This is a genomic window from Bacteroidales bacterium (assembly GCA_031276035.1).
Taxonomy (GTDB): Bacteria; Bacteroidota; Bacteroidia; order Bacteroidales; family BM520; genus RGIG7150.
The window spans coordinates 180,427-200,572 of the sequence record JAISNV010000028.1 but is presented as its reverse complement, the minus strand read 5'-3'; the positions used below and the strand labels follow the sequence as shown (position 1 = coordinate 200,572).

Here is a 20,146-nt window from a genome sequence, read left to right as displayed (position 1 = left end):
TTTATTTATAATGACAAAACTTATTTACTTTGATAATGGAGCAACAACCTTCCCAAAACCACAGGAAGTTTATGATTTTATGCATAATTTTTACATGACACACGGTGTAAATCCTGGCCGTTCGGGTTATGATGCTGTTCTTGAAACCGAAGAAGTGATGTTCGGTACAAGAAAAATGCTTACCGAAATGTTTAATGGCGGGAATGATGCCAACAGACTTACTTTCAGTTATAATGCATCAGATTCTTTAAATATGGTTATTCAAGGTATCTGCGAAAAAGGTGATCATGTAATTACTTCCGTTGTTGAACATAATTCGGTGCTTAGACCTCTCTACGTTATGGAACAACAAGGAATTATCGAAGTAACTTATATTGGTGTAGATGAATACGGCTACGTAAATCCGGATGATTTCAAAAAAGCCTTGAAACATAACACGAAAATGATTATTATGAATCATTGCTCTAATGTTTTCGGAACTATCCAGCCTATTGCCGAGGTCGGAAAGATTGCTAAAGAAGCGGGAGTGGCAATGGCTGTCGATGCAAGTCAATCTGCCGGAATTATTCCTATAGATATGCAAGCTATGAATCTTGATGTGGTTGTTTTTACCGGTCATAAATGTTTGATGGGTCCTACAGGAATCGGCGGCTCTTATGTTAGAGAAGGCGTTCCAATAAGAACAACAAAATTTGGCGGCACTGGTGTACGTTCCGCCGTAAGAACTCACCTCGATGAGTTTCCGTATAGATTGGAATGCGGTACTATTAATATAGTAGGCGTTGCCGGATTGTATGCAGGACAAAAATGGATACGCGAAAAAGGGATGGAAAACATACATAATTATGAAATGAATTTGTGGCAAAAACTCGTTGACGGAATGAAAAATATTGATAAAGTTCAGTTATACTGTTATCAAGATCCTTCTAGACACAACGCGGTTTTAAGTTTTAATATTGAAGGATGGGAAGCCGGCGATGTTGGAACAATGCTCGATGTTGATTACAATATTGCCTGCCGCACAGGTTTACAATGCGCTCCTTTGATTCATGAAGCAATGGGCACTGCTGCAAAACACGGAACAGTACGCTTCAGCTTGGGTGCTTTTAATACCGAAGAAGAAATAAATATCGCTTTAGAAGCAGTCGAAGACATTGCTTCAATCCCAAGATAAAAATCTTTGTAACCGAAATATAAACACTGCGTCATATTAGCAAAATTAAATTTTGTTATCTATGTCGTATAAAAAATTAAAAAGAAGTAACACCAATAGCGTAATTGCAGGTGTTTGCGGTGGATTGGGAGAATATTTCGATATTGATCCTATTATTTTCAGAATTATCTTCGTTGTATTATTTTTTGCCGGCGGCGGCGGTGGGATTATTTACCTTATCTTATGGATATTCATTCCGCGTGATACAGTATATTATCAACCGGGTCCCGACAAAAAAGAGGATAAAGATTCCGGCCCAAAGTATGATAAATGTGCCGATACCGATATCCCATATGAAGAAGTTAATTCAGAAAAACAAAATCCTCAAAACAAAAAGGATAAAAATGATAGCACTGCCGGCGCACTTATTGCCGGCGTTGTGCTCATCTTAATCGGTTGCATGTTTATGATGCAAAAATTTTGGGATATCAACATTATGCGTGACTGGTGGCCGTTAATATTAGTAGTTGCCGGAATCATTTTCTTGTTCAATGCAATAAACAATAAATCTAAATAACCATGTATAAAAAAATATTTTGGAGCGTATTTCTTATATTAATAGGTGTACTCTTGATACTCAAAAATTTTGGAATAGTTTATTTTGATTTTCATGACCTTCTACAGCTTTGGCCGTTCATAATAATAATTATAGGTATATCTATTCTACCCATTTCGGATTGGATAAAAGGAAGTGTTAGTTTAGCCGCAATAATTATTGCTTTAGCTCTTCTGTTTACAGATAATAACTTCTCTTTCAATAGAAATAATTTCTATAATAATAGAAAATACAATAACAGTCAAGACTGGCGCTATAGAAATAAGGATAAAAAATCTTCGACAGATAAAACAGATAAAGAAGAAGATTATACTTATTCCGAAATCATCACTGATGATGATACAATAAGTGTGAATATTCAAACAGATTCTTTGTCTTTAAATTTTGATCTCAATAAAACTTATGAACCCGTTATTATTGAACCTAAAGATAAAAATTCCGATATCTTGTCTTTATGTGAAGAATATCAAAGGAGAATTAGAATGGCTGAATATAACATGGAACTTGCTGCCGGTAAATTCCTTATTGGTCCGGGACAAGATAAAAACCTAAGTTGTTTTCATAATAATGCAAATATTCTGAATTATTCATTAAGTTCGACAGATTCTAAAGACAAAGTTTCTCTTAAATTGGATCTTATTGATAATACGGTTAATAAAATAGAGAGAACCGTTCCTTATGAAATATCATTGCATACGGCTCCTGTTTGGGAATTTAATATTGAAGCCGGAGCTTCTTCAATTGTTTTCGACGGAAAAGATTTGAAAGTACGTGAGATGAATATTACTGGTGGTGCCGCGTCAATGGATATTACATTAGGAAGTCTTGAAAAGGAAGTTCATATGGATATTTCATCAGGAATTTCTAACCTGATAGTAAGGGTTCCGAAAGACGCTTATTGCGAAATAAATCCCGAAACAACAGCCCTGAATTCAAGAAAATACGTTGGTTTTAGAAAAAGAAGTGATGGCGTTTATGTTGCTAATACCGATAATTCAGAAGCATCTTGTAAAATATACATTACTTTGGAAGCGGCATTATCAGTCGTTCGAATCGAACAATATTAATTTAGGATTCAAATTCATTAAAGAACAAAAAATAATTATAATCTAATTATTGAAAAAAGAATAATATTAAAACTTTAACAAGCAACTATCCCCATAGCTTAGAAATCTGAAATCATTAACAAGAGCATAATCATATAGTTTTTTCCAATCATCACCAATTGCCGCAGCAATTAAAAGTAATAAAGTGCTTTTAGGCTGGTGAAAGTTAGTAATCAAAGCATTAGGGAATTTCATAGAATATCCCGGGGTGATGATTAAAGAAGTAGCAGCTTGAAAATAGTTGCTATTTCTTTTTTGCATGTATAATAAGATGTTTTCCAGACTTTTCTTTATTGAAATATTACTTTTAGAAGTTTCTTCCAAATATGGATACCATTGTTCTAAGAACAGCTCATCATTTTCTCGAAAACTTTCATTTTCCAATTTCAAACCTAACCAGTACAGAGATTCTATAGAGCGACAAGAAGTTGTGCCTATCGGAATAATATATTTTTCGCCGAAATTATTATACAAATCTTCTATAAATTTCCGGGATATAATAATTTTTTCAGCGTGCATAACATGCTCGTTTATTGATTCCGAAGAAACGGGTTTAAAAGTTCCGGCGCCTACATGCAGGGTTATTGTTGAAATATCCATTCCTGCAAAAAGAATTTCACTCATAAGTTCGGATGTAAAATGTAAACCTGCGGTTGGAGCCGCTACAGAGCCGTCTATATTAGCATAAATAGTTTGGTATGTAGTATTATCACTATCTTCCGATTCTCTGTTAATATATGGCGGTAAAGGTATTTTACCGAAAATTTCCAGAATCTCAGCAAAGCTGTAATCGTAATTCCAAGAAAAATTAATGATGGAAAATTCATTATTTGTTTCAATACGTTCGGCTGTTAAAACAATATCTTTATCGTTAATTTTTAATTCGGATTTTAATATACCTGTTTTCCATTTCCTTGAATTTCCGACCAAACATTTCCATTTTACTGATTGTTTGGAAGAAAGTTGAGTAGTTATATCACCTTCAGAAGGTTCGAGACAGAATAATTCTATTTTTGCTTTTGTTTCTTTGTAAAAAATAAGTCGTGCATGAACAACTTTTGTATCATTAAATATCAACCAAGAATTCTCAGGCAAATAATTTATTATGTTTCTAAAAATATCTTGAATAATATTTCCGTTAGAATAAATAAGTAATTTAGATAAATCACGATTTTTCGTTGGATATAATGCTATTTTATCATAAGGAAGATCATAATTATATCTTTCTATATGTATTTTTTCTAACATAAAAAAGCTATTTTTTGCGCAAAAGTACACATAATAAAAAAAATACCGAGAAAAAGTCTCAATTAATTGCAAAAAATGTGTAATTTAGCGGCGCCAAATAGCGGCGCCAAAATAATTTCTAACTGATGGTAAAAATTAACAAGTATTTTTTAGTAACGATTGTTTTTCTTTGTGCTTTCTCTGGATTTGTTAGAGCTCAACAACAAAGGCAACTAACACAAAATACTTTCAATACCTTGTCATATAACCCTGCGTATGCCGGCCACAGAGATGCTATTAATTTTACCGGAACTTTTCGTAGTCAATGGACAGGATTTGGAAAGGAAACCGAATATGATGAGGGTGGAATAAAAACCGGAACAACATCTGCATCACCTATGATGTATATGATAAGTGCGGATATGCCTATAAAAGCAATTGCTGGCGGAATAGGTTTGAATATTTGCGGTGACTATATCGGCTTGTTTAAAAATATTAGTGTTGAATTAGGTTACGCTTTCCAACATACTTTTTCCAATGGCGGTAAATTAGGAATTGGTGCTCAAGTTAAATTTGATAATATTGTTTTAGATACCGGCGGTTTAAATTGGGGTGAACCGGGAGATCCGTTAGGAGGTGAAATGACTTCCAGCGGAAATGATTTTATGGTTGATTGTAATTTCGGTGTTTATTATTCGAAACCGAATTCTATATTTTGGGGCGTCTCTGTATATAATATTGTTCAATCACAGGGATACAATACTTTATATAAAGAAAAACGTTCTTTTAATGTGCATGGTGGCTACACTTTTCGTTTCCCAGCAAATCCAAAAATCAAAATAATTCCTTCTGTATTATTAAAAACCGACATATCTTCGTTTCAAATCGACTTGAATGCTATAATGTCTATTCAGGATAAATTCTGGTTTGGTGCAAATTACAGATTGAATGACGGATTAGGAGTAATTGTAGGAATTACTTGGAAAGACTTTCAAGTAGGATATTCATACGATATACCAATGTCGAGATTGGCATTAGGAGGAAATTGGGGGTCACACGAAGTTGTTTTTGCTTACAGCTTTAAATTTGAAAGAGAGAAGGGTAGATTGACTCAAAAAAATACAAGATATTTGTAATTTTTTGTGGTTTTTTAATGTTAATTAACAATATGTGCAATAAAAGCAAATAAATTGCGTTTAAAATAAGCTATTTGTGTAAAAATGAAAAATTCAAAAATAATGAAAAATAAATCATTTGCGTTAACGGTTTTGGTGTTAATAGTTTTATTTTCATCGTGTAAGAATACTGGTAATGGTGAATTGACAGGTGTAGTGAGAAAAACAAAATATAATCCTGTTGATCCATACGGAATGGTATACATTCCTATGGGTGCGATTACTATTGGTGTCGGCGATGAAGATCCAATGGGATTCCATTATACTACACCAAGAACCGTTTCAGTATCTGCTTTTTATATGGATCAAACCGAGATCACTAACTCAGAGTATCGCCAATTTGTACATTGGGTGAGAGATTCTATAGCTATGACAATTTTAGGAGAAAGTTTTCCCGAAACATACCTTATAGAACAAGACGCAAAAACAGGAGAAATTTATGATCCGCCAATATTAAACCAGAAGGCTAAAATTGATTGGAAAAATCCTGAAGTGCAAGAAACTCTGGAAGAATTATACATCCCTGAACATGAAAGATATGCTCGTAAGAAAGAAATTGATGCAAGAAAATTATTTTATGATTATTATTGGATTGATTTGAACGCGGCTGCACAAAAAGATTTGTCTGATCCTGATAATGACCCGGTCGATGGTTCTTTTGCTAACCGTCCGCAAGGTAGAAAAGACCGTTCTGTATTTGTTAAAAAAGAAAGGATTAATGTTTATCCCGATACATTGTGCTGGATAAGTGACTATGCATATTCTTACAATGAACCGATGGCAAAATTCTATTTTTCACACCAAGCGTATGATAATTATCCTGTTGTTGGTGTAAACTGGAAACAAGCAAAGGCTTTTTGCGCCTGGAGAACGGAGTTGAAAAACAACTTTGTTGCATCGGAAGGAAAAGGTGTAATTAACGAATACAGACTTCCCACAGAACTCGAATGGGAAAGAGCAGCAAGAGGCGGTTACGAAGGGAATCCTTATCCTTGGGGCGGTCCTTATACATTTAATGAAAAAGGTTGTTATCTTGCTAACTTTAAACCTCAAAGAGGTAATTATGCTGCCGATGGTGGATTAACAACAGTTATTGTTGCTCATTATCCTCCAAACGATTTCAACTTATATGATATGGCCGGAAATGTTGCCGAATGGACTATAGATGCATTCGATGAATCCAGTTATAATTTCGGTTGGGATATGAATATGTCCTATACCTATAATGCAAAAGATACCGATCCTCCTGCGTTGAAACGTAAAGTAGTTCGTGGCGGATCATGGAAAGATGTACATAATAATATTCAAGTGTTTAACAGAGCTTACGAATATCAAGATTCTGCCACAAGCTATGTTGGTTTTAGATGCGTTCAAAGTTTCTTAGGAAGACAAAAGGGCGACAGCAGCAAAGCTTCAGCAATCTATTAAAAACAATATAATAAACGAGTTATTCAAATTTAAATTAAAAAACAAAATTATGGGTTTAAAAACATTAGTAGCAAGTAAGGGTTGGAAAAACTTTATGTCTAAATTGTATGGTTGGGGAGCAGCCCTGGTAATTTTAGGCGCGTTATTTAAAATTAACCATTATCCGGGAGCAAATCTCATGTTGGTTTTAGGTATGGGTACCGAAGCACTAATCTTTTTCTTTTCTGCTTTTGAACCTCCTCACGTTGAACCGGATTGGAGTTTAGTCTATCCTGAATTAGCAGAACAATATCATGATGGTGACAAACCGGAGAAAAAAGAAAGAAAAGCAGTTCAAAAACATACTCCCGCAGCTTCTAATGAATTGGATAATTTGCTTCATAGTGCCAATATTGATCCGACACTTCTTAAAAACCTCGGTGACGGTTTCAATAAATTAAATAATACAGTATCAGCATTAAACGATATTACATCCATTGGTACTGCTGGAAAAGGTTTAACGGAATCTTTAAAAGTTGCAGGTGAAAAAACAGATGATCTAAGCGAAAATCTAAGTTCACTTAATACTGCATATGAAGCACAAATACGCAGAACTAATGAGCAATTCCAAGCTTTGGCTGATAGAATGACTCAAGTTTTTGAAATGCAGCTTCAAAAAACAAACGAACAAAATGCAGCTAATGAAGCTATCCATAACTCAATGAGTAAATTTATTGAAAGCATGCATTCAGCTGTAGAATATAATGAAAAATATCAAAAAGAATCGGCTAAATTAGCTGAAAACCTCTCAGAATTAAATGAGGTTTATGCAAATATGCTAACTGCTTTAAATTATAATAAAAAATAATAAAGGATGGCTGGATATAAAGAAACACCAAGACAGAAAATGATCGGCATGATGTATTTGGTGCTGACCGCCATGTTAGCATTAAATGTATCTGTCGAATTGCTAAATGCCTTTGTTATGGTAAACGATAGTGTTGTTGAAACTAATCATACAATGCAAAATCGTGTTAATGAAACTTATGATAAATTTAAAGAACAATATTTAATTAACCCGGCTAAGGTTGAACCTTTTTGGCAAAAAGCTCAAGAAGTTAGAACTTTAAGTAACAATATGGTTGATTATATTGATTCTATTAAATATACTGTTATTGCTCTTTCCGAAAGAAAGACTATTGATGAGGTAAAAGATATTCCTTTGGGAAAAATAGGTTCGAAGGATAAATATGATGTAGCAACCAACTTCTTTATCGGACAAGATATGCAAAAGGGAGAAGCTGAGGTTCTGAAAGAAAAATTAAACGAATTCGTAAGCGACCTGCTTACTCTTATTCCTGAAGACAGAAGAAATTTATTTGAACTCGGATTAAATACTGATGGTGATTATTTTGATGCAAACGGTAAGAAATTAACTTGGGAGCGGTATCATTTTTACCATACTATATTAGCTGCGGATGTTACTTTCCTTAATAAATTGATAATGGATGTGCAAAATGCTGAATATGAGCTTGTAAATTATTTTATCAGATCGGTTTCGGCAGATGATTTTAAATTTGATAAAATTGATGTTAAAATTATTCCGCGTTCAAGTTATGTATTTTTAAATGATACTTATGAAGCTGAAGTATTAGTTGTTGCTTATGATACGGCTCAAACACCGGAAGTTAAATTCTTGATGGGTACCGATAAAATAACAGACGCTAATATAAATAATGCGAGAACAGTAACAGGTAAAACCGGAGAGGGAATCGTAAAACTTACGATACCTGCTCAAAGCGAAGGTATTCAAAGATTTGCCGGTATTGTTAGCATTATGGCACCAAACGGTGATATCAATCAATATCATTTCAATGATGAATTTGTTGTTGCTCGTCCTTCAATTACTGTTGCTGCAACTAAAATGAATGTTTTTTATATTGGGGTTGATAATCCTGTTGCTATATCCGCTGCCGGTTATGGAAATTCTCAGATTACTCCTTCTATTTCTGTTGGTACTCTTACAAGAACCGGCGATGGAGTATGGAATGTCAGAATTCCTCAAGGTTCTAAAGGTACTACCAAAATTACTGTTACAGCCGATACCGACAAAGGAAAAATCTCATTAGGTACTCAAGAATATCGTATTAAACGTGTTCCTAATCCGACTGCTACTATAGCCAACCAATATTCCGGTACTATAGATAAAAATATTTTACTTGCAGCTGGTGCGGTAATTCCTAAAATGCCGGAAGACTTCGAATTTGACCTTACTTTCCAAATAGTTCGTTTTGATTTCGTTGGATCTAAGGGTGGCGGTGACTTAATTAGAGAATCTTCAAATAGTGGTAGCCTTAATGCAAATATGAAAAGTTTTATTCAAAACTCTAAAAGAGGAGATAAAATCTGGATTGAAAATATTGTTGCTAAAGGTCCTGACGGTGAAAGAACCCTCAGTAATATAAGCCTTCAAATAAGGTAAAAGATTAATAGAAAATTAAAATATATGAAAAAGTTTTTGTGCTATATAACAGTAATTGTCTTAAGTTTAGCCTTCGGGCAGAAAGCTTATGCACAATATATTGATGCTCCGCGCGACGGCTTCTTTGATAGAAGTACTAACATGGAACGTAAGCCAATTCCTTATGTTTATGTTAAAGAAGCTGATGTAATGTGGTCGCAACGCATTTGGCGTACTATTGACCTCAGAGAAAGAGCTAATCAGGTATTCTATTACCCGGCTACTCCGCAGGAACATTGGAAAAACTTAATGACTGTTATTATGGACGCTCTTAAAGACGGTAAAATTACCGCCTACGATGCTTCTACAACAGACGAATTCAATGTTCCCATGTCATATTCGGAAGTAATAAGTAAACTTTCAAGTAGTGAGAAAATCACATTACAACGTCCTTATCCGCCTTATGAAGAATATGACACTATAATTGTTAAGGATTTTAATACTCAGGATATCACAACGTTCAGAATTAAAGAAGATTGGTTCTTCGATAAGAAAAGATCTGTAATGGAATGCCGTATTATTGGTATTTGTCCTGTAAAACAAGATGTTGACCCTAACACTAATGAAATCAGAGGTACTCTTCCTCTTTTCTGGATTTACTATCCCGAAGCTCGTGAAGTGTTGGTTAATGCTGAAGTGTTTAATCCCAGAAGTGATTCTAACAGACTTACTTATGATGATATTTTTTGGAAACGTATGTTTACAAGTACTATCTATAAAGAATCTAATACATACGACAGAAGAATATCGGAGTATGCAACTGAATTAGATGCTTTATTAGAATCCGATAGAATTCAAAATAAAATCCGCATGATCGAAGACGACATGTGGCAATACTAATATGTTAACCTTGACATGATGTAGTTTTGAATATCCTAGATACATCGATAGAGTATATAAAAGGTGTAGGTCCAGCAAAAGCCGAAATACTTCGGAATGAATTGCAGATTTACACCTTTTCTCATTTAATGACTTATTTCCCTTTCAGGTATATTGATAAGAGGAAGATAAATACTATTGCCGAGATTGATGATAACACTCAGGAAATACAGCTTAGAGGATATATTGTTGCTCTTGAAACTATAGGTGTGGGACGAAATATTCGCCTTGAAGCTAAGTTCAGAGATAAAACAGGAATTATTACTTTGGTCTGGTTTAAAGGAATTAGATGGATAAAAGATAAATTAAAACCCAATGTCGAATATATTATTTTCGGAAAACCGGCAAATTTTCTGGGAAGCTATAATATTTCTCATCCAGAAATAGAAACCATAAGCGAATATCAACAAACCGCCAAACTCAGATTTCATCCCGTTTATCGAAGTACGGAAAGGATGAAAAACGCCGGACTTAATTCAAAAGGCCTTTCGAAAATTATGGAAAACCTTTTTGAAAAGATTTATAATTCGCTTAATGAAAATCTTCCTGCGGAAACACTTCAAAAATATAAATTAATTTCTCGTAAAGAAGCTCTTTACAAAATACATTTTCCGACATCGGAAAATGATATTCAAGAAAGCAACAGGAGATTGAAATTCGAAGAATTATTCTTTTTGCAAATGAATATCATCACATCGAAAATAAGAAAATCGACAATAACAAAAGGGTTTATTTTCGATAAAGTAGGGGATTTATTCAATACCTTCTATCATAATAATATTCAATTCGAATTAACGGGCGCGCAGAAAAAAGTTGTAAAAGAAATTCGCAACGATTTCAAGAAGGGCAAGCAGATGAACCGCCTTTTACAAGGCGATGTCGGAAGCGGAAAGACCCTTGTTGCTCTTATGAGTATGATTATTGCCGTTGAAAATAAATTTCAGGCTGCATTTATGGCTCCAACGGAAATACTTGCTAATCAGCATTTCAAAACTATTTCTAAAATGACTGAAGGTTTGGGTTTAAATGTAAAACTCTTTACCGGAAATACTAAGCAAAAAGAAAAAAATCTTATCCTTGAGGAATTGAAATCGGGAAAGATAGATATAATTATTGGAACCCACATTCTTATCGAGGACTATGTTGAATTTTACAACCTCGGATTTGTTGTTATTGACGAGCAGCACCGTTTCGGAGTTGCGCAAAGAGCAAAAATGTGGAGTAAGAATAATCCACCGCCGCATATTTTGGTAATGACGGCAACTCCTATTCCGCGAACTTTAGCAATGACTGTTTACGGCGACCTTGATTATTCTGTTATTGATGAATTACCTCCCGGGAGAAAGGCTGTAAAAACGATTTATCTGCCTCAACATGAAAGATTAAGATTGATTTATTTTCTTAAGGATCAAATAGCAAAAGGACAACAGGTGTATTTTGTTTTTCCTTTGATTTATGAATCTAATAAGTTAGATTTGCGCGATTTAATGGATGGTTTCGAGAGATTATCCAGAGAATTTCCAATTCCCGAATATCAGATTTCAATTGTGCACGGACAACAAAAACCGGAACATCAAGAGATTGAAATGAATCGTTTTGTTAAACATGAAACACAGATATTAATTGCAACTACTGTAATTGAAGTTGGTGTTGATGTTCCGAATGCTTCGGTAATGGTAGTAGAGAATGCAGAGCGTTTCGGATTGTCGCAATTACACCAACTGCGCGGACGTGTCGGAAGAGGTGCGGCTCAATCGTATTGTATTCTTACCACAGGTGAGAAAGTTTCTCAAGAAGGAAAAAATCGGATAGCAACAATGGTTTCAAGTAATGACGGTTTTGTTATTGCGGAAGCCGATATGCGTTTACGCGGTCCCGGAGACTTGCACGGTACACGTCAAAGTGGAATTCTTGATTTAAAGATTGCAGATATTGCTCAGGATGAAGCAATCTTGCAAGCCGCCCGCGACGAAGCTTTTGAAATCTTGGAAAATGATCCGCAACTTCAAAACATAAAGAATTCTCCAACTCGTCAATATCTGGAACAGCAAACATATGCAAAAAATATTTGGAGTAATATTTCTTAAAATAATTAGTATAATATTAAATTATTTTTCTCGTTTTAATTTTTATGATAGCTGATAGAATTTTATATGAAGATAATCACCTTATTGTGATTAATAAACTCTCCGGTGAGATTGTGCAATCTGATAAAACAGGTGATATTTCTATGATAGAAGAACTTAAAAGTTATCTTAAAGAGAAGTATAATAAACCCGGAAATGTTTATTTGACCGCTGTACATAGAATAGACAGACCTGTCAGCGGTGCGGTAATTTTTGCTAAAACAGGTAAAGCCGCTGCGAGAATGGGCACAATAATCAAATCACGTGATTTTCATAAATATTATATTGCTCTTACTTGTTCGAAACCAAATCCGCCGGCCGGAAATCTGAAAAACTTTCTCTTGAAAAATGAGAAGCAGAATAAATCTTATATTGTAGATAGTTCCGTTAAAAATGCCCAAGAAGCGGAATTGAATTATCAATATGTAAAAAGTACAGAGAGATACCATCTGGTTGAGATAGAGCTTTTGACGGGAAGGCATCACCAAATTAGAGTGCAATTAGCCTCGGTAGGCGCAGTAATCAAAGGCGATTTAAAATACGGGGCACCAAGATCAAATCCGGATGGATCTATAAGTTTACATGCTCATAAACTGATTTTTAAACATCCTGTAAAAGATACGGAAATGTTAATTATTGCTCCGTTACCGGAAAGTATTAGTAAATTAATTGATTCGTACTAAGCTTAGTCCGTCGCGGAAAGGTAGTAAAATATTTTCCACTCGATTATCATTATTAACATATTCATTAAATTCATGAATAATTTGAGTGTCTTTATCTTTATTCTTAGCTAAGTCGAGAATTTTCCCACTCCACAAAACATTATCTATCAGAATATAACTTCCAGATTTCATTTTTTCAAGCAATAGGTCATAATAAATTTTATTACTTTGCTTATCAGCATCAATAAATGCAAGTTCGAAATCAATATCCAATTGCGGGATTATCTCTGCTGCATTACCATTAATTATTTTAATTTTATCTCCAAATGGCGACTCTTTGAAATATTTCTCGGAAATATATTGCCATTCGGGATTTGCTTCTATAGTGTAAATTTTGCCTTTATCTGATAAGGCCTCCGCAAAACATAGTGTTGAATAACCTGTAAATGTTCCTATTTCCAGAATATTCGTGGGGTTTATCATTTTTGTAATCAGTTTTAAAAATTGTCCTTGTAAATGTCCCGACATCATGCGGGGGTACAAAGTTTTAAGATTTGTTTCCCTGTCTAATCTTTTCAGCAGTTCATTTTCTTCTCCGCTGTATTTCTCTGCATATTCAATTATGCTTTCGTAATAATCTTTATCAAATTCATTCATCAATAGGAAAATAAGTTAATTGAGATAAATTATCTTTATCGAAAACAATATTTGCAACATTTAAAACTTCTTCCGCGGTAATCGCATCAATTTTTTGAAAACTTTGTTCTAAAGTTTCAATCTTATTATATGACGATAGTGATTTGGCAAATGTTAAAATCTCTGCGAGTTTTGAATCACTTAAAACAGCAATATTTCCTTTTAATTGCTTCTTTGCCGTGTTTAATGTGCCGGTTGAAAATTTATTCTTTACACATTTTTCCAATTCTTTATAAATGATGGAACTGATCTTTTCATGATTATTTTTATCACATTCATAAAATATATTGAAAGTGCCGGTATCTTGATACGGAATATACGACGACTCAACATGATAAACCAGACCGTATTTTTCTCTCAAGATATAATTCAGTTTTGCAGACATGGCCTGACCTCCTAAATAATTGTTGAGAAGTGTGAACGCTACACGATGATTATCGTGGTAAGAGAATGCTCTTCCGCCGATTATAGAATGACATTGAATGTCATGTCTTTGTTTTTTTATTTCGAATTTCCGAATAGGTTTTGGAGCAGTTCTATTATTGCCTTCGTTTTGTAATGTCGAATTTCCGAAATGCTTTAGGAATAATGAGTTGAATTTTTTTTCGGAAATATTTCCCGACGACCAAATTATTATATTTTCGTTTGAATAATTTCTTGAATAGAAATTGGGAATCTTTGATTGATTTTTATTGAAAGCATTTAGCGAATCGATATTTCCTAGTATATTGTGACCGATACTGTGATTTTCAAATAAGGCGTCTTCAAATTCATCGAAAATTAATTCGGAAGGAGAATCGTGATAAGATGCAATTTCCTCCTTGATGACATTTATCTCATTCTCAACTTCTTTATTCGGAAAAGATGAATTGAAAAGCATATCGGATAGCAATTCCATCATTCTCGGATAATATTCCGAAAGAAAAGATACGTGGAAACAAGTTTCTTCTTTTGTTGTATAAGCATTAATATCCGCACCGATATTGTCAAATTTTTGAGAAATAATTCTTGAAGACTTAGTTTTGGTTCCTTTGAAAAGAAGATGTTCTATCAAATGCGCTGCTCCAAATTCATCATTGTTTTCGTCTCTTGTTCCGGAATTCACAAGAATACCGAGATGCGAAATTTGAGAATTGGTCGGGATATGTATATAACGGATATTGTTGTCGGTACAAACTATCATAAAGTTTATTCTGTTAATGAGTTTAGTACCGAAGTGATTAAATTTTCCATTCCTTTACTGTAATCGGAAATAAATTCGCCGTTAGCGCGATTTGCAATAGCAATACATATGGTAATAGTATTATGTCCGAGTGATTGCCCCAAACCATATAATGCCGAAGATTCCATTTCCATATTGCTTACTTTACAGTTTTTATATTCGAAATTTCCCATTTTAGAATTTAGTTCCGGATACTTAAGCGGCAAGCGGATGTTTCTTCCTTGAGGACCGTAAAATCCGGGTGCGGTAATGGTTATTCCGCGTAAAAATTTTTCATCGAACTTGATGTCAAGGGATTCCGATGACTTACATCCGTAAATCTTAGGCAAATTTTTATTCCAGTTTGTAAATTCTGAAAATTTATCTGCCAAATCGGGATTTAAAACATGAGTAGGGGTGTCGTAAAAATATAACAACCCGTCTAATCCTATCGTATAGCGGCTAATAATTGGAGTATTGAGCGGAATATCACTACGGAGTGCGCCGCAAGTTCCTATTCTAATCAAATTGAGAGTTTTCTTATCCTTTTTTTCGGTTTTACTTTCCAAGTTAAAATTTGCAAGTACATCCAATTCATTAACAACAATATCAATATTATCGGTTCCCATACCTGTTGAAATAACGGAAATGGGCACACCTCTGTAATAACCTGTTTCTGTAATAATTTCTCTGTTTTCTTTGTGTACTTCAACCTTATCAAAATAGCTGGAAACTTTTTTTACTCTTCCAGGGTCACCAACAAGTATGATGTTATCTGCTATTTCATTGCTATGTAGATTGAGATGATAAACACCACCGGTTGCATTTGTTACAAGTTCTGAATTTTTTTTAGTGTCCATGATAATTATGTTTATTTATTTTTGAAGTCGTCCTTCATTGAAACTAAAGGGAAGCATATCGTTAATTGAATTGAAAGCCATGATTTTGCCATTTGAAGAATGAAGAATTATTTTAAATTCTTTTCCGTTTTGCCTGTTTACTGTTTCTACCATAACTTGCCGGCATGATCCGCAGGGAGCAACGGGTTCTTCAATTTCAAAATTATCTGTAAATGCTGTGATTGCTATTTTTTCTATGATATCATCAGGATAAGCAACTTTTGTAGTAAAAATTGCTACTCTTTCAGCACACAAGCACAAAGGAGAAACGGAGTTCTCCTGATTGCTGCCGATAATAATATTCCCCGAACTGAGTTTAATTGCCGCACCGACTTTGAATTGTGAATATGGAGCATAAGATGTATCAAGTGCTTCAATTGCCTTTTTTACTAACAATTGTTCGTCTTCCGGTAATTGGTTAATATTGTCGTATTCAATATATTTTGTAGTTAATTCTTTATGTATCATAATATTTTGTTTAAAGTTTAAACACATTTATGTTATATCACACATTATTATATGATTGTTCATCTTCTACCTCAATCTTTGTGTTTTCGGGCTTTTCGTTTTTTTCCCTAAAAAGAAAGACAAAATAAAAGAACACAAACAAAGTTATTCCGGCCTGCGTACTTAAAGTATCTTCCGTAAGCATTGAAAGCATAATGAGTATTAGAAAGAATCTCCAATAATAATCATTGGCTTTATTTTTGATAACGCCCGGATATATCAGACAAAAAACAAAAATAATCAATCCGATTAATCCGTTTGCAATGGCAAAATACAAATATTGATTATGAGTACTATAGTAATAATTAGATTTTAACTCGGGAAAATTCTCAATATAAACTTTATTGAGTTCATCTCTAACATCGCCTGTCCCGACACCGAATAATGGATATTCTTTCACCAGAATCAATCCGGCTTTCCAAAAATATAATCGTTGAAACAATGTGCTGCCGGAAGGATTTCCTGTTTTTTTGTATGTTTCATAACTAAAGAAAAACATACTCATTCTGGAATAAAAACCGATATTATTTTTATAATAATAATTTGCATATCCATGTTCTACATCATGAATTTGTTCTTCCGTTAATTTCCAAACTCCGAGGCTGTCTTTCGTATAATCAAGCGAATTTAAATATCTTATCAAAGTTGATTTTAGCGAAGTCCCGTTAACTATTGAGTCATAAGCAATATTACTTCTGCTATTCCATTCTTTACGCATTTCTTTTTCACAAATCAAAATACGATAATTATCTCCTTCCTCAATTATTCCTTTTGAAATATCATTAGAGTATTCATTTCCATTGATAGTATATTTAGGCAAATTATCCAATTCGTAAGAGCTTATTTTGTAGTATTTTATATAAGAAAATGCAAAAAATCCAATACAAATTAAAATCACACTTACTAAAGTTATAATAGTTATATTTCTCAATTTCTTTGATAATGTTTTAAAGAAATTGCGGGATAAAACAATGAAACAGAATAGTAATACAATTATTGATATTCCTGTGGCAGATTTCATAATACATAAAATTGTGATAAACCATGCGACAATGAAAATGATTACTACTTTTTGTTTTGTCTTGAGATTTTTTTCAGTGAAAAAATTGTATAAAAGGAAATATATTGATGCGCAATAATTTAATGATAACCTTATATGTGATATGTATGGAAAGAAATTCCGAAAGTTTGCTAATTCTGAGAATATGGTATTGTATAAAACCACCAACGATGCGATAATCAACGCAAAACAATGAATCGTAATGATTTTTTTAATTGTAGAGTTTTTTATTTCGGGAAGAAATAAGAAGACTAATGGAAAAAACAATAAAGGTAATTTAATGTTCAAGTCTTTTAAACCGAAGGATAAATTTGAAGTATTAATTAACCCTAATAAACATATAGCATAAATTCCTAAAAAAACAATTTGGGCTTTACGGCCTTTTATAAAAGTTTTAAAATTGATGTTTTTATTTTCTTTAAAAAATTTTACGGCATAAACAATGCCTATAGCAACTAATAAAATATCGGCAACAGTCATCAAGAAATTTGAAAAAACTATTGCAATTGGAAATATTAGTAAAATATACTCCAATATATTATATAAAGATATTTTATTTTGCATTAAGCTTAAATTATTTAGGCGGAGCTAATGTTTTGTTATATTTTTCCTTGTCATTCAATAATTCCAATGCTGCTTCAACATCTTCGTCGGAATGTTGTGAAAAAAGCAATCTCCCTAGTGAATAGTGATATCTTGACGCTATTTCGGATCCGAGATAATATGAAATCTGTTCTCTGCTGTTTGCTAAATCACTATCTTTTTGAATACTAATTCCTCGGGATAACTCATCCATCTGCTTTTTCAAATCATCATAATAATTCTCTTCTTTCAGCACGGTCTCAAGTTTTTCAAATTGCTTTTCAGCAGTTGAAGTATATGTAAAATCTTTTTCACTGAGATAATTAATAAATTGTGACCAAATATCATCTGTTATTTGAAAAGTTTTCGGGTCAATAATATCATTTTGATGATTATAATAATATTGGGTTGCGAAATTAAAGATGTGATTCTTAATGATTAGATTTGCCGTAACTTCGGATAGCATTTCATGATCAATTTGAATATCCGGCTGAATTCCTGCGCCGTCCCAAACGACTCTGCCGTTACGGGTATGAAATTTAGTCATTAAAGAATCCGGTAACTTAGTCCATTTTCCCGATTCGTCTTTGTGCGAATAATCAATTGCTTGAACGCACCTGCCGCTTGGAATATAATATTTGGCAACAGTAATTTTCATTTGCGAATTGAAAGCTGTGGGTAAAATATTTTGGACCAATCCTTTTCCGAAAGTACGGTCTCCAATAATTACGCCCCTGTCGAGATCTTGCATAGCTCCTGCTAAAATTTCACTTGCAGAGGCACTTGTTCCGTTAACCAGAACAACAATAGGAATATCGGTATCTATCGGGTTTGTTGTTGTTTTGTGAATTGAATTTTTTGAGGCAACACGGCCTTTTGTGTTTACTATTAGTTCACCGGCAGGAACAAACATATTCATTATTTTTACTGCTTCGGGAAGTAAACCGCCTCCATTATTACGCAAATCAATAATTAATCCCGTTAACTTTGCTTCTTTCTTTAATTCATTATATGCATTAATAAAATCTTTGGAAGCATCATTCGTAAATGAATTCAAATAAATATAACCGATAGAGTTATTTTTTATTTCGTAATAAGGAATATTCGGTACATTAATTTTTTCCCGCGTTAAAGAAATTTCAACAGGTTTCTTTTGATTGAATCTTTCTACAGTAACGGTTAATTTTGTTCCGGGTTCACCTTTCAGCAGTTCGCTAATATCCGATGAACTCTTTCCGCTTACATCCTTACTGTCTATCTTTATAATAATATCTCCGGCCTTAAGTCCGGCTTTATCAGCAGGCGAATCTTTATAAGGCTCGCTGATAATTACTTTATTTTCTTGTTGTTGAATTAAAGAGCCTATTCCGCCATACTGACCTGTTGCCATGAATCTGAAATCTTCAACTTCGGATTCCGATTTGAATTCTGTGTACGGATCCAATGATTCCAGCATGGCGTCAATGCCTATTCGCATTAGTTCCCCAGTATTTATATCGTCAACATAATTTTCAAACAAAGTTTTATAAACCGAAGAAAAAGTTTCCAAATTTTTGGAAATTTCAAATTCGCTACTTTGACTGAAAGCAGAAATACTTATTATTAGTGCTGTAAATAATGATAATAATTTTTTCATTTATTTTTTTGTTTTTAGTGATATCGAGTTAAGGTACAGGGTCGTAACCGCTGCCGCCCCAAGGATTGCATGATAAAATTCTTTTAAATGTTAACCACGAACCTTTGAACGGCCCGTGTTTCCTGATTGCTTCAATACCATATTGCGAGCATGTGGGTTGATATCTGCATGTCGATGGTAAATAAGGCGAAATAGACATTTGGTAAAACCTGATTATACCTATTAATATTTTAGAAATGATTTTCATTAAGAACTTCTCAATTAAATTACAACGAAATCTTATTTCAATATATTATTTTTAATGAAGGAAGACATGTTGTTTGCACATTCTTGATACGAAGGAATTGTCTTTCCAACGTAAAGAACTCCCAAAAGTAATATTTTTTTGTCGGGAATAGGATAATTTTCCAGTAAACTCTTATTATTTCTGTAGGATTCCTTAATTAATCGTCTAATCTTATTTCTTTTAACTGCATGTTTGAAATCCTTTTTTCTAACACCTACAAAAAACTGAATATTAGAATGTTTACCGGAATTAATATTGTCATCAAAGGTATTATCGCATAATAATTTTATAAACACAAATCCGCCATAATAAAACCTTTTACCCTGCTTAAATAGAGAGGCAATAAGAATTTCATTACGCAATCTTTCGCTTTTCGGAAATTTGCGTCTTGTAAACATAGCGGGTAT

The 20,146-nt window shown here is 33.5% G+C and carries 19 protein-coding genes; 10 read left to right on the top strand and 9 right to left on the bottom strand.

Features of this window, described 5'->3' with window-relative positions; genetic code table 11:
• Positions 1-10 precede the first annotated feature (10 nt).
• From LBP67_07435 to LBP67_07425, 3 genes are all read left to right on the top strand, one after another.
• On the top strand, positions 11-1,174 hold the full coding sequence (locus LBP67_07435) for an aminotransferase class V-fold PLP-dependent enzyme (protein ID MDR2084810.1): 1,164 nt from the start codon (positions 11-13) through the stop codon (positions 1,172-1,174).
• 61 nt (positions 1,175-1,235) lie between these two features.
• The gene (locus LBP67_07430) at positions 1,236-1,730 is read left to right on the top strand and encodes a PspC domain-containing protein (protein ID MDR2084809.1); all 495 of its coding nucleotides are present in this window, start codon (positions 1,236-1,238) and stop codon (positions 1,728-1,730) included.
• A gap of 2 nt (positions 1,731-1,732) precedes the next feature.
• A complete protein-coding gene (locus LBP67_07425; GenBank protein ID MDR2084808.1) occupies positions 1,733-2,836 on the top strand; it encodes a DUF5668 domain-containing protein in 1,104 nt (367 codons plus the stop codon).
• Positions 2,837-2,902: 66 nt separating this feature from the next.
• Here LBP67_07425 and LBP67_07420 read toward each other — a convergent pair whose 3' ends face one another.
• Complete coding sequence (locus LBP67_07420; GenBank protein ID MDR2084807.1) at positions 2,903-4,123, bottom strand: S-adenosylmethionine:tRNA ribosyltransferase-isomerase; 1,221 nt, start codon at positions 4,121-4,123, stop codon at positions 2,903-2,905.
• A 125-nt stretch (positions 4,124-4,248) separates the two neighbouring features.
• On the opposite strand from LBP67_07420, the gene LBP67_07415 reads away from it, so the two are divergent.
• From LBP67_07415 to LBP67_07385, 7 genes are all read left to right on the top strand, one after another.
• A complete protein-coding gene (locus LBP67_07415) occupies positions 4,249-5,238 on the top strand; it encodes a PorP/SprF family type IX secretion system membrane protein (protein MDR2084806.1) in 990 nt (329 codons plus the stop codon).
• Between the two features lie 102 nt (positions 5,239-5,340).
• Positions 5,341-6,705 carry an SUMF1/EgtB/PvdO family nonheme iron enzyme gene (locus LBP67_07410; protein MDR2084805.1) on the top strand — a complete coding sequence of 455 codons (1,365 nt, stop codon included), beginning with the start codon at positions 5,341-5,343 and terminating at the stop codon, positions 6,703-6,705.
• A gap of 49 nt (positions 6,706-6,754) precedes the next feature.
• Entirely contained in the window at positions 6,755-7,552 is a 798-nt protein-coding gene (gldL, locus tag LBP67_07405) for a gliding motility protein GldL (protein ID MDR2084804.1), read from the top strand.
• 6 nt (positions 7,553-7,558) lie between these two features.
• Positions 7,559-9,166, top strand: coding sequence for a gliding motility protein GldM (gene gldM, locus LBP67_07400; protein MDR2084803.1), 1,608 nt, complete (start codon positions 7,559-7,561; stop codon positions 9,164-9,166).
• A gap of 24 nt (positions 9,167-9,190) precedes the next feature.
• Positions 9,191-10,045 carry a gliding motility protein GldN gene (gene gldN / locus LBP67_07395; GenBank protein MDR2084802.1) on the top strand — a complete coding sequence of 285 codons (855 nt, stop codon included), beginning with the start codon at positions 9,191-9,193 and terminating at the stop codon, positions 10,043-10,045.
• A 26-nt stretch (positions 10,046-10,071) separates the two neighbouring features.
• On the top strand, positions 10,072-12,171 hold the full coding sequence (gene recG, locus LBP67_07390) for an ATP-dependent DNA helicase RecG (protein MDR2084801.1): 2,100 nt from the start codon (positions 10,072-10,074) through the stop codon (positions 12,169-12,171).
• Between the two features lie 44 nt (positions 12,172-12,215).
• Positions 12,216-12,893 (top strand): RluA family pseudouridine synthase, encoded by a 678-nt coding sequence (locus LBP67_07385; GenBank protein ID MDR2084800.1) that lies wholly within the window; start codon positions 12,216-12,218, stop codon positions 12,891-12,893.
• On the opposite strand, the gene LBP67_07380 is transcribed toward LBP67_07385, so the two are convergent.
• The 8 genes from LBP67_07380 to LBP67_07345 form a co-directional block, all read right to left on the bottom strand.
• Positions 12,876-13,529 (bottom strand): O-methyltransferase, encoded by a 654-nt coding sequence (locus LBP67_07380; protein ID MDR2084799.1) that lies wholly within the window; start codon positions 13,527-13,529, stop codon positions 12,876-12,878. The genes LBP67_07385 and LBP67_07380 overlap by 18 nt on opposite strands.
• Positions 13,522-14,751: an insulinase family protein gene (locus LBP67_07375; protein MDR2084798.1), complete on the bottom strand. Its 1,230-nt coding sequence runs from the start codon at positions 14,749-14,751 to the stop codon at positions 13,522-13,524. Before LBP67_07375 ends, LBP67_07380 begins: the two co-directional genes overlap by 8 nt.
• A 5-nt stretch (positions 14,752-14,756) precedes the next feature.
• Entirely contained in the window at positions 14,757-15,629 is an 873-nt protein-coding gene (locus tag LBP67_07370) for a nucleoside phosphorylase (GenBank protein ID MDR2084797.1), read from the bottom strand.
• A 15-nt stretch (positions 15,630-15,644) separates the two neighbouring features.
• Positions 15,645-16,136: a cytidine deaminase gene (locus tag LBP67_07365; GenBank protein ID MDR2084796.1), complete on the bottom strand. Its 492-nt coding sequence runs from the start codon at positions 16,134-16,136 to the stop codon at positions 15,645-15,647.
• 37 nt (positions 16,137-16,173) lie between these two features.
• The gene (locus tag LBP67_07360; GenBank protein MDR2084795.1) at positions 16,174-17,715 is read right to left on the bottom strand and encodes an O-antigen ligase family protein; all 1,542 of its coding nucleotides are present in this window, start codon (positions 17,713-17,715) and stop codon (positions 16,174-16,176) included.
• Between the two features lie 94 nt (positions 17,716-17,809).
• On the bottom strand, positions 17,810-19,453 hold the full coding sequence (locus LBP67_07355; protein ID MDR2084794.1) for a S41 family peptidase: 1,644 nt from the start codon (positions 19,451-19,453) through the stop codon (positions 17,810-17,812).
• A gap of 28 nt (positions 19,454-19,481) precedes the next feature.
• Complete coding sequence (yidD, locus tag LBP67_07350; GenBank protein MDR2084793.1) at positions 19,482-19,700, bottom strand: membrane protein insertion efficiency factor YidD; 219 nt, start codon at positions 19,698-19,700, stop codon at positions 19,482-19,484.
• A gap of 32 nt (positions 19,701-19,732) precedes the next feature.
• Positions 19,733-20,137 (bottom strand): ribonuclease P protein component, encoded by a 405-nt coding sequence (locus tag LBP67_07345; protein ID MDR2084792.1) that lies wholly within the window; start codon positions 20,135-20,137, stop codon positions 19,733-19,735.
• Positions 20,138-20,146: the final 9 nt, after the last annotated feature.

Excerpts from the sequence above, each read along its gene's own strand:
- LBP67_07435 (MDR2084810.1), top strand. The coding sequence starts at position 11 with ATGACAAAACTTATTTACTTTGATAATGGAGCAACAACCTTCCCAAAA.
- LBP67_07430 (MDR2084809.1), top strand. The coding sequence starts at position 1,236 with ATGTCGTATAAAAAATTAAAAAGAAGTAACACCAATAGCGTAATTGCA.
- LBP67_07425 (MDR2084808.1), top strand. The coding sequence starts at position 1,733 with ATGTATAAAAAAATATTTTGGAGCGTATTTCTTATATTAATAGGTGTA.
- LBP67_07420 (MDR2084807.1), bottom strand. The coding sequence starts at position 4,123 with ATGTTAGAAAAAATACATATAGAAAGATATAATTATGATCTTCCTTAT.
- LBP67_07415 (MDR2084806.1), top strand. The coding sequence starts at position 4,249 with ATGGTAAAAATTAACAAGTATTTTTTAGTAACGATTGTTTTTCTTTGT.
- LBP67_07410 (MDR2084805.1), top strand. The coding sequence starts at position 5,341 with ATGAAAAATAAATCATTTGCGTTAACGGTTTTGGTGTTAATAGTTTTA.
- gldL (MDR2084804.1), top strand. The coding sequence starts at position 6,755 with ATGGGTTTAAAAACATTAGTAGCAAGTAAGGGTTGGAAAAACTTTATG.
- gldM (MDR2084803.1), top strand. The coding sequence starts at position 7,559 with ATGGCTGGATATAAAGAAACACCAAGACAGAAAATGATCGGCATGATG.
- gldN (MDR2084802.1), top strand. The coding sequence starts at position 9,191 with ATGAAAAAGTTTTTGTGCTATATAACAGTAATTGTCTTAAGTTTAGCC.
- LBP67_07385 (MDR2084800.1), top strand. The coding sequence starts at position 12,216 with ATGATAGCTGATAGAATTTTATATGAAGATAATCACCTTATTGTGATT.
- LBP67_07380 (MDR2084799.1), bottom strand. The coding sequence starts at position 13,529 with ATGAATGAATTTGATAAAGATTATTACGAAAGCATAATTGAATATGCA.
- LBP67_07375 (MDR2084798.1), bottom strand. The coding sequence starts at position 14,751 with ATGATAGTTTGTACCGACAACAATATCCGTTATATACATATCCCGACC.
- LBP67_07370 (MDR2084797.1), bottom strand. The coding sequence starts at position 15,629 with ATGGACACTAAAAAAAATTCAGAACTTGTAACAAATGCAACCGGTGGT.
- LBP67_07365 (MDR2084796.1), bottom strand. The coding sequence starts at position 16,136 with ATGATACATAAAGAATTAACTACAAAATATATTGAATACGACAATATT.
- LBP67_07360 (MDR2084795.1), bottom strand. The coding sequence starts at position 17,715 with ATGACTGTTGCCGATATTTTATTAGTTGCTATAGGCATTGTTTATGCC.
- LBP67_07355 (MDR2084794.1), bottom strand. The coding sequence starts at position 19,453 with ATGAAAAAATTATTATCATTATTTACAGCACTAATAATAAGTATTTCT.
- yidD (MDR2084793.1), bottom strand. The coding sequence starts at position 19,700 with ATGAAAATCATTTCTAAAATATTAATAGGTATAATCAGGTTTTACCAA.
- LBP67_07345 (MDR2084792.1), bottom strand. The coding sequence starts at position 20,137 with ATGTTTACAAGACGCAAATTTCCGAAAAGCGAAAGATTGCGTAATGAA.